Raw genomic sequence first — 13,211 nt, forward strand, 5'->3', positions numbered from 1 at the left:
GGCAACGCTCGCGGCGTGCGGACCCACTGACGAAGAAAAGCTGGCACCGGAAAAATCCGGTAAAGCCCAAGCGACCGCAGACCGGATTGTTGCTGGTTCCGACAATGCACTTGGCACACCCATGGCAGAACGTGTTGCCGTTCTGGGCCTGTTGAACAAACGCAACGGACAAACGCGCGACATTGAACTCAAACCCGGCGAAGCGATTCGCTTTGGCAAAGTTGTCGTGAGATTGCGTGCCTGTGAAAAAACCGCGCCGTGGGAAAATTACCCCGATGAAGGTGCCTTTGTTCAACTGCTGGTGCATGAACGTCCGCCGGGCACAACCGATGCCGAAAGATGGCGCAGTGTGTTTTCAGGCTGGCTTTTCAAAGAAAACCCGGCTGCAAATGTTGTCGAACACCCGGTCTACGATGTCTGGGTCAAAAGCTGTAGGATGAGCTTCCCGGGCGAAGAAACGCCGGTTGAAGAAAAACCATCGCAAGAAGCGCCAGCGCCTGCCGATAACGCATCGTCCAGTGCGCCCCAGGCTGCGCCTGCCGAACCGGCTGCTCCAGCAGGCGAAGACGCGAAACCCGACGAAGGCTGACCGGTCGTCGTTAACGCCGATTGGAGTAATTTTAGATAGGCGCCTTGGGTGATTTCAATGGCACCAAGGCTGGCCAGATGGTCCGTCATGAACTGACAATCCAGCAATGCGAAGCCGCCCAGTTTAAGACGTGCGACAAGCCATGCCAGCGCTACCTTTGATGCATCGGTCTCGCGCGAAAACATGCTTTCGCCAAAGAATGCGTGGCCCATGGCGAGCCCGTAAAGCCCGCCGACCAATCGGCCATCGACCCAACATTCCACGCTGTGCGCGCGGCCTTGTGCATGCAGCTGGCAAAAGGATTCTTCGATATCGGGGTTTATCCACGTCTCGCGCCGATCGTCCTGCGACTCGGCGCATGTTGCGATAATTTGGGCAAAGGCGGTATCCGCCGTGACGGTAAACCGCCCCTGCCGGATCGTTTTCGCCAATGATTTGGACAACCGAAACCCCTCCAACGGCAAAATCGCCCGATATTCGGGTTCAATCCAAAACGTATCGGGGTCATCACGCGCGTCGGACATCGGAAATATGCCATTGGCGTAGGCCTGAAGCAGCAAATCCAGATCGATAGGCAAAAATCTGTCCTTTCCTGTCCGTTAAGGGGCCTATCTCGAATTGCGCCGCCGCATGCAATGGATTATAGCGAACAAAATGCCCCGGCAGCGTCTGGTCACTTTACGACCGGTCCCGCCGGGGCACGTCATTTTAAGCAAAGTCAGGGACCGCATATGACCCGCCGCCGCAAAATATACGAAGGCAAGGCCAAGATTCTTTATGAAGGCCCTGAACCCGGCACGCTGATCCAATATTTCAAGGATGATGCAACCGCCTTTAACGCCCAGAAAAAGGGTACGATTTCTGGCAAGGGCGTCATTAACAATCGCGTCTCAGAGCATGTTTTTACGCGCCTGAGCCATATTGGCATTCCCACCCACTTCATCCGCCGCCTAAACATGCGTGAGCAGCTCATCCGGCAAGTTGAAATCGTGCCGATCGAAGTGATTGTGCGCAATGTCGCTGCGGGCACGTTGTCCAAGCGGCTCGGTATCGAAGAAGGCACACCCCTGCCCCACACATTGCTGGAATATTGTTACAAAGACGACAGCCTGGGCGATCCGCTGATCGCCGAGGAACATATCGCATGCTTCGGCTGGGCCACGCAGGAGGAAATGCAGGACATTTCGTCGATGGCGATCCGCATCAACGACTTCATGTGCGGCATGTTTGCGGCGATTGGCATTCGATTGGTGGACTTTAAACTGGAGTTCGGCCGACTGTTTGATGGCGATTTTTCGCGCATCATTTTGGCGGACGAAATCAGCCCGGATGGATGCCGCCTTTGGGATATCGAAACGGGCGAAAAGCTTGATAAGGATCGCTTCCGCCGTGACTTGGGTGGTGAAGCCGAAGCCTATCAGGAAGTTGCGCGCCGTCTTGGCCTGATGCCGGATGAAAGCGAAGGCGCTGTGCTGGATATGGTTAGCCATAGGTTAAGAAAAGGTAAGTAAAACTACATTTTTCTACTAGAATAGCTTGCCGATCACATAATTTTACGAAAGAATATAGCGCATGAAAACTGCGCTTAATATTCTATCCGCGATTGCAATCCTTTTTGCAGGAGCTTCATCCTCACTTGCTGCGTCTGCCGAGCGGACTCAGCCGTGGAACGCGGAGACATCTGACCTCGAACCGGACGCCAGTATCATTTACGGGCGGCTGCCCAATGGTCTGCGCTACGCCATTCGCCCGAACCAGCGCCCCCAGAATCAGGTGCTTGTGCGCATGGTCATTGACTTCGGGTCAGCGGCAGAAGCCGATGACGAGCAAGGGCTCGCGCATTTCATCGAACATATGGCCTTTAACGGCAGCACGAATGTGCCCGAGGGCGAGATGGTCAAAATGCTTGAGCGGCTTGGCCTATCCTTTGGCGCCGACACGAATGCGTCAACGGGGTACACACAGACCCAATACAAGCTCGATTTGCCGAAAGCCGACCCGCGCCTGATTGAGCGCGCCTTATTCCTGATGCGCGAAACCGCAGGGAATATCTCGTTTAATCCGGCATCGGTTGACCGTGAGCGCGGGATCATATTGGCTGAGCGACGCGAGCGCGAAAATTACGCGTTTCAAAGTGGGCGGGCTGCCAACACTCTCTTTTTTCCCAACACCTATTTTTCGACCCGCTACCCGATTGGGCTGTCCGAAATCATCGAAACCGCACCTGCGGACCGGTTGAAAGCGCTCTATCGCACATATTATCGGCCAGACCGGATCAAAATCATCATTGTCGGGCCAGTCGACCCAATAGCGATCGAACGCGAATTGGCGAACAAATTCGCCGATTGGCAGGTCGCAGCGCCGCCATTGGGCGACCTTGACCGGTGCGAACTCGATACGTCGCGTGGCGTTTCTGCCGCAAGTTTTACCCATCCTGAAATCAATGAAGCCATTGGCGTTCAACAGTTTTTCAAGGACAAACTCCGGCCTGACACCGTCGAACGGGCGATGATTGAACTCAAGATGCAAGTTGCATCGGCCATCATTTCCCAGCGGATAAGCCGCCGGTCGCGTTCAGAGGACATCCCCTTTCTAGGCGGTGGTGTAAACTTTACCTTAGGTATCTGCGACAATTATGCCGCAGTCAGCTTTGGCGCAGCCGGCAAAGACGGCAGTTGGCGGGCATTGCTGCCATTTACAGAACAGGCTGTCCGGCAAGCCCTGCAATATGGTTTTGACGACACCGAAGTTGCCGAGCAGATAAAGCGCCTCGAAACCTCTTATGAAAACAACGCCAAGGCAGAGGGCACAGAGCAAAGCGCTTCGATTGCCAACAAATTGGTCGAACTTGACGATGACGTCTATAATTCAGACGCCTACCGGTTGCTGCTATGGCGGCAATTGCGTCCGTTCATGACGAAAGCTGCGATCAATGCGGAGTTCGCAAAATGGTTTGGCCAGATGACGGCCCCGCAAATTTTTCTGTCCACGAAGCAGACGTCAGGGACGCAGTCCGATGATATCTTGGCCGCCTATGGTGCAAGCCGCGCCGTTGCGGTGGCGGCGCCCGTTGCGCGCAAGGCATCAGCATTTGCCTACACAGACTTTGGTCCCGCGGGCACTGTCGTTGAAGATACCGTCGTTGCCGACCTTGGCATTCGCACCATCCGCTTTGCCAATGGTGTTTTGCTGAACCTCAAAAAAACCGATTTTGAGGACAATCGCGTGCGATATTCCTTGCGGATCGATGGCGGACGATTGCATTTTGCCAAGGATAAGGCGGTATTGGCTTGGCTGATGTCCGGGGCGTATGTTTCCGGCGGTCTTGCGGTGCATGACTTTGAAGACCTGCGCTCCTTGCTTGCCGGGACAACCGTCACACCCGCATTCGGGGTAGCTGAAGACTATTTCGGCGGCACTGGCGCCGTTGCACCTGTGGATTTGGAACGCCAGTTGCAGGTGATGGCCGCATACACCAGATATCCCGGCTATGCCGACAGTGCGCTCCGCTTGTTCCGCCGCCCATTGCCAGAAATCTACGCGCGGCTGGACGCAACTCCGGGTTCGGCATTGAGCGTCGCCATGGCGCGAATCATGACGGACAATGATCCCCGCTTTGCGCTTGCACCGCTTGAAGACATCCAAGCTGCAGATTTTTCGCAGCTGAAATCGGCGTTGGGTGATGCCCTGATCCAGAACAGGATGGAAATCGCAATCGTAGGTGATCTCGATGAAACCGCCACGATTGCTGCTGTTGCACGCACCTTTGGCGCTATGGCCACCCGAACGGGCACAGCAGATATGACACCTCAGGACGCACGCTGGAGCCCCGCGAGCGGGAATTTCGACATCCCGCACAAGGGTGAAGCCAATCAGCTGGGATGGCGCCGGGTTTGGACCACCACGGGTGACCGCGATCAGAAGCTGACGCAGTCGATGGACCTGTTGGCGCGTGCGGTAACCCTTCGTCTTACCGACGAATTGCGGGAAAAGCTCGGCGCGACATATGGTGTGCAGGCAGGATCTGACATGTCGGATGTCTATCGTGATCGTGGTGCATTTTCGATTTCGACATCAGGCGATCCCAAGGACCTCGCGGCCATCGAACGTGCGGTTGATCAGGTCATGGCCGAAATCGTGAGAGCGCCCGTTGACAGCGATCTGTTTGAACGCGCACGCAAACCTGTGCTCGAAAGCTACGCCGACTGGAAAAAGCGCAACCCGACATGGCTGGGGGTTGCAGCAGAAGCGCAAACTAATCCGGACAAGCTGAACCGGTTCCGGCAGAACGAAAAAACGTTCAATTCGATCACTGCACAGGATTTATGGGCACTGGCCAAGCAGTATCTGGCTAAACCCGCACAGTTCACATTCCGCGCCTTACCTGACGCGGCAATTGCCAAACCCATCATGGCGCCCTCCAATCCGTAAAAGCGGCGCAACAAAATCGCCTTACGGAACGCGTGTAAAATCCTGTTGGGCGCGAGCTTACCCTTGAATCGCGCGGCGCGCCTTCTATAGGAAAGGCGAACAACCAAGCAGATAGGGCCCACATGAAAACCCGTATTTTTGTCACCCTGAAGAACGGCGTGCTCGATCCGCAAGGGAAAGCCATTCACCACGCGATCGAAGGCCTTGGGTTTTCGGGCGTTCATGATGTGCGGGCGGGCCGCCTGATTGAGATCGAGCATGAGCCTGGTCTGTCCAAGGCTGATCTGGAATCCATGTGCACGAAATTATTGGCCAATATGGTCATTGAGAATTTCGAAATCGAGCAAGCATGATGCGCGCTGCCGTCATTCAATTTCCCGGATCGAATTGCGACCGTGACATGGCGGTTGCCATTCGTGACATCACCGGCGCGGACACAAGCCTTGTGTGGCACCGCGAAAGCGTATTGCCATCCGGACTAGACCTCATCGCAATTCCGGGCGGCTTTTCTTATGGGGATTATCTGCGTTCTGGCGCAATGGCGGCACGTTCACCCGTGATGCAGGCGGTCATTGCCGCTGCGGGTCGCGGCGTCCCGGTGCTCGGCGTCTGCAACGGTTTCCAGATCTTAACCGAGGCAGGGCTGCTTCCCGGTGCATTGATGCGCAACGCGGGCATCCGTTTCGTCTGCCGCACGGTCGGTCTGACGGTCGAAAACAATCAATCCATGTTTACCAGCGGATATTCAGCCGGTGAAAAAATCCACATTCCGGTGGCCCATCATGACGGTAATTTCTTTGCAGATGATGCGACGCTTGATCGCTTGGAAGGCGAAGGCCGCGTTGCGTTTCGCTATGCCGAGCCCGTCAATGGTTCAGCGCGCAACATTGCGGGTGTTCTCAATGACGCAGGCAATGTTCTCGGCATGATGCCGCATCCCGAACGGATGATTGAGGCCATGCAGGGTGGATCAGACGGCCGGAGATTATTTGAGGGGCTGATCCGCGAAATCGCCTGATATGTTGGGTGTTGCGTCAGATTTTTTGGCGCGCGGAAACATAAACCGACCCAGTATTAGGATTATCGTCGGCCAAAACATGGTATTGTAAAGATCATGCATGGCAGCGTCTGTTGTTGCCTCGCCCGGTGCCTGACCCTGCAGATCAGCATATTCGTTGAACAATTCGGCGAGGAGCACGATCAACCAACACCAAACACTGTCGGGCCTGCGGCGCAGGATTATTGCTGAACCAAATAATATCAACAATGAACCGTGGATATGCATGGCATCGTTGGTCAATCCCACCGCCTCAACCAAGCGCATTTTATAGCCGATCCAATATGCGGCCAACTGCTGCAAATAATCCTGCATGACGTCCTAAACTTTGGTTTTAAAGGGCGAAAAATTCGTGCCCTCGTCGAAAATATCGACGCCCTCTTTACGCTTCAGCCAGCCTACCACGACATATGTCACCGGCGTCAGCACAACTTCCCAGCCCACTTTCAGCAGCCAGTTGGTAATCATAACGCTGATCACCTGCTCTTGGCTCCATAAGCCCCAAAAGGCGAGCGGGTAAAATATGATGCTATCGACGCCCTGTCCCACCACGGTCGACCCAATGGTACGCGACCAAAGATGCTTGCCGCCTGTCCAGATCTTCATGCGCGCCATGACATAGCTGTTCACAAACTCACCCGCCCAAAAAGCGGTGATGGACGCAATCACGATCCGCCACACTTGTCCGAACACGCTTTCATACGCAGCTTGTCCCTCCCAGCCCGGGGCTGGCGGCAAGGCAACGACAACCCAGCTCATGAACGCCATAAACAACAGGGCAGCAAAGCCGGCCCAGATGACGCGCCTTGCGCGGGCATAGCCGTATACCTCGGTCAGGACGTCGCCGATGACGTAGCCCAACGGGAAAAACAATATCCCTGCCCCGAATATCCATTGCTCCCCGCTTATGGTCACCGCAGCGGGCTTTGCCGCGCCAATGATGTTGGACAGCAGCAAAATGGCCACGAACGCGGCCATGACAAAATCATAATAGCGGAACTGGCGTCCGGCGACGGCACTTGCGCTTTCGGTTACAACAGGAGCATCTTGCATAAAATGACATAAGCAGCTTTGCGTTCGCAGGCAAAGCCGTTATTGCGCCTCTCAGCGCGCGCCCTTAGCTCAGCTGGATAGAGCGCGAGACTTCTAATCTTGAGGCCACAGGTTCGACTCCTGTAGGGCGCGCCACGCAGTCCGCGAAATCACACCTTTCCAGAGACTTCTGTCGTCAGGCGTTATGAACGGCCGAGTTATGCCGGCCTTCGCGTAACAGCAGGTCGATAACTTGCTTGTTCTTGGTTGGAGGTAATTGCTTTGCAGGGGCGGCAGCCGGCTTGGACTTTTGTGTCTTTGACATAGGTGGTTCTCCATTAATGGATCAGCATCATGCTGGTCCCACCACCGACAGCCCCGCATCTGCGGGGCGTGTTCACACAGCGATAAAGCCGCGCGTTACACGCAGACCAATGCTCGAACGCCCAACGAAGTCGAGTAGATTGTCGCGAAGAACGCAGAATATTAGGGCGTCGGGATATCTGGGCCAAGAGCCTCGACGTCGACGAGCCCGTCAGCAACGATTATACCGGAAATGCGAACTCGCTTTTCGACATAATCGACAGGTACGCGGTGGAGATCGAGTTTCCAGCGACCGCCGATATCGCGGCGCAAGGCAAAGCCGCCGCCATCGGCAATTAACGTGCCTGTCTCTTCGATTCTGTTGCCGATGGTTGACATATGTCTGCGCCTACCGCTGAAAGCGCTCCTAATCCACCCAGAAATAGGAACCCAAAAGCTGGTCATCGACTCTTGCCACAAATCGAACATGCGCCGGTACATAGCAAAACTCGCACACGATAGAGTTCGCAAACTGTTTGCCGAGATTGGTGACTTGCTCTTGCGGATTTACGTTCCAGCCTGATTTTCGGCGCAGCCCGAACGTCTGCTTTGTTAGGCGATCAGAACGGTCCGCTTTTAGCGCCGTTGGCACAATAATCCGCCGTTCGTTCACCTGTGCCGTAATGTCAGCTTTGCGCCCAGTTTCGGTCATTCCCGAGCAATTGCCGCACGCAGAAAAGCAGACATAATTGCGCCAAGCTAAGGGCGTTACATTATACGCGATTCAGCCGCCTATTTGGCAACCGCGGCAAGGAAACTAAAGTCTGGTGAAACCAGTACTTCGCCCTCAATTTGCCCATATACCACGCTGCCTGCGGCGTCAGTGAGCCCGTATAGCTATCGAACCCTGTATTGGGATGAGCCAATAATTGGGCTGATTCAATGATTCAATGATTCAAAGCTGCAATCCACTCCCTAGTAGACCGAGAAGGCCGGAGGTAAATCATATCGGCCCCAAGACTTTGCAACCGCGACGCGCGGTAAATTTACAATTGCCATGATTTACACCCGCCGCTTAAATTTTCTGAAATGGCGCTCCCATGTCCAGCAATGCATAAGGCGCCCACAATTCCTGCGTCTTGTCCGAGATGCGGGGCGCACAGAAACTGCTCGTACGCGACTGCGTCGGGTGCGTACCCACCCAGACGATCTAACATTGCTGCACGCGTCGCATCAATCAAGCCGGGCGTTTGGCCTACGCCGCCGCCCAATATAATACGCTGCGGTGACAGGGTAAGCACAAGATTTGCGCAAAGCTGCCCCAGATAGTCGGCAATCAGGTCATGTTCCGCACTGCCCGGTGCAAAGTGTCGAAGGGACTGCCCGAAGCGAGCCATGATTGCAGGACCGGCGGCAAGACCCTCTGCGCAATTCGTGTGGAAGCGGCAGGAGGACGGTGCGGTATCGGTGCTATGTCTTTGTAACGCGACATGACCGATCTCCGGATGCAGCAAAGCAGGCAGCGGCTTGCCGTGGTAAATGATAGCTCCGCCGATCCCAGTTCCAACGGTAAGATAGACACCAAGTTCAGACGCCTTCAATGCACCCAAATGCGCCTCCGCTATACCCGCAGAGGCAACATCCGTTACGATATTTGGAATAAGGCCTGTCGCAGATCGCAAAGCAGAAGCGAGATCGAAACCGCTCCATCCTGGCTTGTTGGTTTCCAGTAATTTACCATGATTGGGGGCATTGGGGTCCAAGCTAATTGGGCCGAATGCACCAACGCCCAGGGCCAAAATCTCTCCACGCTGTTCCCGGTGCAATTGCAAGAATGCCGCGATTTGAGGAATGAGCAGTTCGGGCACGACAGTCGGCAAGCTGATCCGTTCCAAAATAGTGCCGTCATTGTAGCCAATAGCAACTATGGATTTCGTGCCACCAAGTTCAATTCCGCCAACCAGGCGTTTATTAGGCATTTGTAAGTCCACTTTCCTGCTTGGCAATAACACGCGCAACCATCGGCCGAGCCAGCAGTAACGCAAACACCGCTAACAGATAAAGTCCCGCCATCATTGCAAAACCAGCAGCAAGACCTGTGTGCACAGCAACGATGGGGAGAAGAACAGTGGTTATCCCGGCGCCGATAAAGCCAAGCATCGTCATAAGCCCTGCGGCCGTGGCGCGGGCCTCAGCGGGCATCACATCATGCATCGCGGCGTAGATGCAGCCGTCAAAAAGGCCTTTGCCAAAACTGGTCGCGAACAGCAGCAATCCGACCAATGGAACCGAAGTTACCAGCGGGAAGGGCAAAAGGAAGAGGGCCGCAAGTGTCAAGCCGATGGCCAAAACGGTAAAGCGCCCAACCGAACTTTTCGCGGCAAATTTATCAGCCATATAACCGCCGACCAACACCGAAAAGAAACCGGCCGTTGTGATCATCACGGGGCCCACCAGCGCGCTGTCCGCCAAATTCAGACCAAGTACGTCATGGGCATAAGTATTGCACCAGTTGAGCACGGCCGACGAGGCCGACGTTGCTAGGAAGAACACACCGCACAAAAGCAGCGCTGCTGGATTTTTCAGAATGAGGCCAATCGGCTCTGCGCGCTTCTCTTGGCGCACGCGAACCTCACCTGGGGCGTCGTCGCGCAACAGCTTGAAAAGAATTGCCATGACGACAAACCCAAGCGCCGCAAAAATAACGAACGGCGCAGACCAGCCATAACTGTCCGCCAGCTTTCCAGAGACCCATCCACCAATGCCGCCGCCGGCAAATACGGCAGTTTGATGGATCGAGAGCGCACGGCTGCGCATGCTTGGTTTATGCCATGAACTGATCAATGCCGTTGCGGTTGGATAATAAGTCGATTCCCCAATAGCGACGAGCGTCCGCATTCCCAAAAGCATCGCAAACCCGGTGGCAAAGGGCATAATTCCAGTAGCCATGCTCCAAAAGATCAATCCAAAGATGATCATGTTCCTGCGTCGGACGCTGTCACCAACCCTGCCAAAAACAAAGGCGCAGACGGCGTAAGTCCAAAAGAATGTGGTATCAATTATGCCAAGCTGAATATCTGTGATGTCAAAAGCATCACGCAAAAGCGGTTTGACCGAGTTTAGGATCGACCGGTCTGCGGCATTGAGGAAGGAAACCATCCACAGCAGGCCAATCAAAATCCATGGATAGTTATCTGGTGCAGCTTTGCGCTGTATTTCAGTCACGCCATGTCCCCTTTGCTACACCAGGCCAGCCACATAGCTGCCGTCCATGAAAAATCTGGTCCGCCGGAGCCACTTCCGTCTTCGGGACTAAAACTTTCATAAAATCCGGATTTTTCTATCAAGCGGGCGCTATCGCTGCAGATCCGGTCGGCCCATGCATTATGGCCTGCCTCTACAAGACCCTGTGCCACCATATAGCTGACGACCAGCCAGATCGGGCCACGCCAGTAGCGTTTGTGATCATATGCACGGCTTCCCGCCTCCAGACTTGGAACCAAATAGGTCGCGCTGCCAGTGATGCGTTCAAGCGCGGCGATTAAACGGGCGCGCTGGGTGCTATTTCCAACCCCGGCATAAAATGCGAGGAAGCTGGCGTTCGTTACCAGGCCGCTGCTTTGATCGGTGGTGGCATCACGGCTGCAATATGCGCCTGCTTCTTCGTTCCAGAGCCAGTCCATCCCTTTTTCAGAAAGCGCAATCCGCGCCTCAAGTTCCACAATGACCGCTGCGTCTCCCATTGCCTTTGCCATGGCCAGCAAATCACGGTTCGCGCGCAGCAATTCCATCGACATACCGACATCGATCATCCGGAATGGTCCGTTGTCGGCTATTTCACGGTGGTTCCAGCCGCAGTTGCGACCAAACTGCAAAATCGCGACATAGCGGTCATATTCGTTTTGCGTTGGACGCATGGCCGCATCGACATGTCCGGTATCTCGGCGTTGATAATCGCCGACATTCGATGTGTCGACACGCGCCAGTGCATCGTCCCATTCGCTGCTGTTATCACGCCCGGTTTCCCAGTTGTGCGTCACCATTACCAACCCGTTCGCTTTGGGATCGCGAAATACATGGAACCAGCGGTGGCTTTTCAGGCAGGCATCATAGAGCCGGCGCATACGCGAGTGCGTCGGGTCAGCCCCTTCATCTTCCCATAATTTGCGCACAATGGTGGCGAGAACAGGGGGCTGGGTTATGCCGGAGGTCGCGGGCGTCTTTCCCGTCGCCCAAACCGACGGCCCAGGAAAATAGCCGGGATCATCCTTATGAAAAATGATGTGCGGGATCATGCCGTCATCCCACTGGCCCGAAATCAGCGTTTCTATTTCTTGCCACGCCCGATCCCGGTCAAATTCCGCAAAGCCGAGCGCAACAAAGGCGGAGTCCCAATTCCACTGATACGGATACAGCCCATGCGTAGGCACGGTGTAGCCGCCACGGTCATTGCGGATCAGGATGTCGCGTGCTTGTGCGTTCAGGTCGGTCATTGGGGAGATCCTCTCACGGCAATCATACGAATGTCATTTACGTTGGTGCGGGTCGGGCCGGTGATGATCAAACCGCCCAGTGATTTGAAAAGATCATAGGTGCGGTTACTGGCCAGCGCTTGGGCACAATCGGCGTGCGCGGCCCATGCGGCATCTATGTAGCCCCCGGCATTATCCTCACTGCCGTCAATGCCATCGCTATCGCCCGCAAATGCTTCGATTGAAGCTGACGGGTCGATCGCGGACAAAAGCCCGGTAAGATATTCAAGATTGGGCCCGCCGCAGCCATCTTTGCGGGCGCCACTGACGGTCAATTCGCCGCCGGACAACAGCAGATGCTTTCCCGGCTGCTTGATCATTTCCTGTGCATGCATTGCGTGGGCTTTGCCTGTCACTGCCGCATCCCCAGTAAGCCGATCGCCAAGATTAATCACATTCCAGCCATCGGCGCGCGCGCAAGTAGCAACTGCATCAAGAGCGTGCGAATTTGTGGCCAGCATGTGCACGGGATGCACGGGAACGTCTGGCGGACGATTGGCGTGGATCGCATCCATTATGTGCGGCGCGACGTGCCAGCCTGATCCTTCCAATATGGCGATGGCTTGTTCAGGAACGAACGCGGCAGCGACGCTCGGTCCCGATGCGATTAACGCCGGATCGTCATTGGCAACGTCAGAAATAACATATGTCAAAAGCTCCGCCCCGCGCGCACCGGCGACTGCGGCCAACCGACCGCCCTTGACGCGCGAGAGGTGGCGGCGGACAAGATTTATATCCTGTATAGGGGCACCAGAACGGACCAGATGGTCGGTCATCGCCTGTTTTTCAGCAAGGGTAATGCCGACGGCAGGCGCACAGAGCAATGACGAGCCTCCCCCGGATATCAGAAAAAGAACGCGGTCGCCTTGTCCGGCAGTCAATGCCAGTTCCAAAAGCCGCTCCCCTGCCTCTAGGCTTTGGTCATCGGGGACCGGGTGACGCGCTTCTATAACCGCTACCCCCGGTATTGAACGGCCAACGCCGTGCCCGTGCCGCGTGACCACGCAACCCGTTACAACACCCGACAGATGATGCGCGGCAACATCGGCCATCTCAGCCGCAGCCTTGCCGCAACCCAAAATTACGGTTTTGCCGACGGGTGCACTTTGCGGCAGAACAGCAGGCAACGTAGATTTAGCACCAGCAGCTGATATCCCGGCAAGGAAATAGCTGGTCAGAAGTGCCTTCATATCGCGCATTGCTCTGCTCCGCTATCTTACCTCGCGCCGTGCCGCCGTAACGAAGGTCGGCGGCACGGTCACGTTGA

General features: G+C 55.4%; 13 protein-coding genes, 1 tRNA gene and 1 pseudogene. 6 read left to right on the plus strand and 9 right to left on the minus strand.

Annotated features, from left to right (window positions below):
• Positions 1-121 precede the first annotated feature (121 nt).
• Positions 122-373 (plus strand): annotated as a pseudogene (locus GGR91_RS11745) (DUF2155 domain-containing protein); the annotation flags it as partial.
• Positions 374-408: 35 nt separating this feature from the next.
• Here GGR91_RS11745 and aat read toward each other — a convergent pair.
• A complete protein-coding gene (aat, locus tag GGR91_RS08755) occupies positions 409-1,167 on the minus strand; it encodes a leucyl/phenylalanyl-tRNA--protein transferase (RefSeq protein ID WP_183941819.1) in 759 nt (252 codons plus the stop codon).
• A gap of 153 nt (positions 1,168-1,320) precedes the next feature.
• Here aat and purC point away from each other — a divergent pair, with 153 nt between their 5' ends.
• From purC to purQ, 4 genes are all read left to right on the plus strand, one after another.
• Positions 1,321-2,100 carry a phosphoribosylaminoimidazolesuccinocarboxamide synthase gene (gene purC, locus GGR91_RS08760; protein ID WP_183941820.1) on the plus strand — a complete coding sequence of 260 codons (780 nt, stop codon included), beginning with the start codon at positions 1,321-1,323 and terminating at the stop codon, positions 2,098-2,100.
• A 61-nt stretch (positions 2,101-2,161) separates the two neighbouring features.
• Entirely contained in the window at positions 2,162-5,020 is a 2,859-nt protein-coding gene (locus GGR91_RS08765; protein ID WP_183941821.1) for a M16 family metallopeptidase, read from the plus strand.
• Between the two features lie 122 nt (positions 5,021-5,142).
• A complete protein-coding gene (gene purS / locus GGR91_RS08770) occupies positions 5,143-5,373 on the plus strand; it encodes a phosphoribosylformylglycinamidine synthase subunit PurS (protein WP_183941822.1) in 231 nt (76 codons plus the stop codon).
• A complete protein-coding gene (gene purQ, locus GGR91_RS08775; protein WP_183942052.1) occupies positions 5,373-6,038 on the plus strand; it encodes a phosphoribosylformylglycinamidine synthase subunit PurQ in 666 nt (221 codons plus the stop codon). Before purS ends, purQ begins: the two co-directional genes overlap by 1 nt.
• Here purQ and GGR91_RS08780 read toward each other — a convergent pair.
• Both GGR91_RS08780 and GGR91_RS08785 read right to left on the minus strand, forming a co-directional pair.
• A complete protein-coding gene (locus tag GGR91_RS08780) occupies positions 6,006-6,392 on the minus strand; it encodes a hypothetical protein (protein ID WP_183941823.1) in 387 nt (128 codons plus the stop codon). The two genes, purQ and GGR91_RS08780, sit on opposite strands and share 33 nt — an antisense overlap.
• 6 nt (positions 6,393-6,398) lie before the next feature.
• Positions 6,399-7,130, minus strand: coding sequence for a queuosine precursor transporter (locus GGR91_RS08785; RefSeq protein WP_183941824.1), 732 nt, complete (start codon positions 7,128-7,130; stop codon positions 6,399-6,401).
• A 58-nt stretch (positions 7,131-7,188) separates the two neighbouring features.
• On the opposite strand from GGR91_RS08785, the gene GGR91_RS08790 reads away from it, so the two are divergent.
• A tRNA-Arg gene (locus GGR91_RS08790) sits at positions 7,189-7,265 on the plus strand.
• 330 nt (positions 7,266-7,595) lie between these two features.
• Here GGR91_RS08790 and GGR91_RS08795 read toward each other — a convergent pair.
• From GGR91_RS08795 to GGR91_RS08820, 6 genes are all read right to left on the minus strand, one after another.
• Positions 7,596-7,811 carry a DUF5818 domain-containing protein gene (locus GGR91_RS08795; RefSeq protein WP_183941825.1) on the minus strand — a complete coding sequence of 72 codons (216 nt, stop codon included), beginning with the start codon at positions 7,809-7,811 and terminating at the stop codon, positions 7,596-7,598.
• 28 nt (positions 7,812-7,839) lie between these two features.
• Positions 7,840-8,124, minus strand: a complete 285-nt coding sequence (locus GGR91_RS08800; RefSeq protein WP_183941826.1) for a hypothetical protein — start codon at positions 8,122-8,124, stop codon at positions 7,840-7,842.
• Between the two features lie 334 nt (positions 8,125-8,458).
• On the minus strand, positions 8,459-9,403 hold the full coding sequence (locus GGR91_RS08805) for an ROK family protein (protein WP_183941827.1): 945 nt from the start codon (positions 9,401-9,403) through the stop codon (positions 8,459-8,461).
• Entirely contained in the window at positions 9,384-10,637 is a 1,254-nt protein-coding gene (locus GGR91_RS08810; protein WP_183941828.1) for an MFS transporter, read from the minus strand. Before GGR91_RS08810 ends, GGR91_RS08805 begins: the two co-directional genes overlap by 20 nt.
• Complete coding sequence (locus GGR91_RS08815; RefSeq protein ID WP_183941829.1) at positions 10,634-11,905, minus strand: MGH1-like glycoside hydrolase domain-containing protein; 1,272 nt, start codon at positions 11,903-11,905, stop codon at positions 10,634-10,636. The genes GGR91_RS08810 and GGR91_RS08815 overlap by 4 nt, the downstream gene beginning before the upstream one ends.
• Complete coding sequence (locus GGR91_RS08820) at positions 11,902-13,143, minus strand: glycerate kinase type-2 family protein (RefSeq protein WP_183941830.1); 1,242 nt, start codon at positions 13,141-13,143, stop codon at positions 11,902-11,904. The genes GGR91_RS08815 and GGR91_RS08820 overlap by 4 nt, the downstream gene beginning before the upstream one ends.
• Positions 13,144-13,211: the final 68 nt, after the last annotated feature.

It is taken from the genome of Sphingorhabdus rigui, from assembly GCF_014196595.1.
Classification (GTDB): Bacteria; Pseudomonadota; Alphaproteobacteria; order Sphingomonadales; family Sphingomonadaceae; genus Sphingorhabdus_B; species Sphingorhabdus_B rigui.

What these genes read in the sequence shown, in the direction of transcription:
- GGR91_RS08780 (WP_183941823.1), bottom strand. Translation starts at nt 6,392, where the DNA reads ATGCAGGATTATTTGCAGCAGTTGGCCGCATATTGGATCGGCTATAAA.
- GGR91_RS08765 (WP_183941821.1), top strand. Translation starts at nt 2,162, where the DNA reads ATGAAAACTGCGCTTAATATTCTATCCGCGATTGCAATCCTTTTTGCA.
- GGR91_RS08800 (WP_183941826.1), bottom strand. Translation starts at nt 8,124, where the DNA reads ATGACCGAAACTGGGCGCAAAGCTGACATTACGGCACAGGTGAACGAA.
- purQ (WP_183942052.1), top strand. Translation starts at nt 5,373, where the DNA reads ATGCGCGCTGCCGTCATTCAATTTCCCGGATCGAATTGCGACCGTGAC.
- GGR91_RS08820 (WP_183941830.1), bottom strand. Translation starts at nt 13,143, where the DNA reads ATGCGCGATATGAAGGCACTTCTGACCAGCTATTTCCTTGCCGGGATA.
- purC (WP_183941820.1), top strand. Translation starts at nt 1,321, where the DNA reads ATGACCCGCCGCCGCAAAATATACGAAGGCAAGGCCAAGATTCTTTAT.
- GGR91_RS08785 (WP_183941824.1), bottom strand. Translation starts at nt 7,130, where the DNA reads ATGCAAGATGCTCCTGTTGTAACCGAAAGCGCAAGTGCCGTCGCCGGA.
- GGR91_RS08815 (WP_183941829.1), bottom strand. Translation starts at nt 11,905, where the DNA reads ATGACCGACCTGAACGCACAAGCACGCGACATCCTGATCCGCAATGAC.
- purS (WP_183941822.1), top strand. Translation starts at nt 5,143, where the DNA reads ATGAAAACCCGTATTTTTGTCACCCTGAAGAACGGCGTGCTCGATCCG.
- GGR91_RS08795 (WP_183941825.1), bottom strand. Translation starts at nt 7,811, where the DNA reads ATGTCAACCATCGGCAACAGAATCGAAGAGACAGGCACGTTAATTGCC.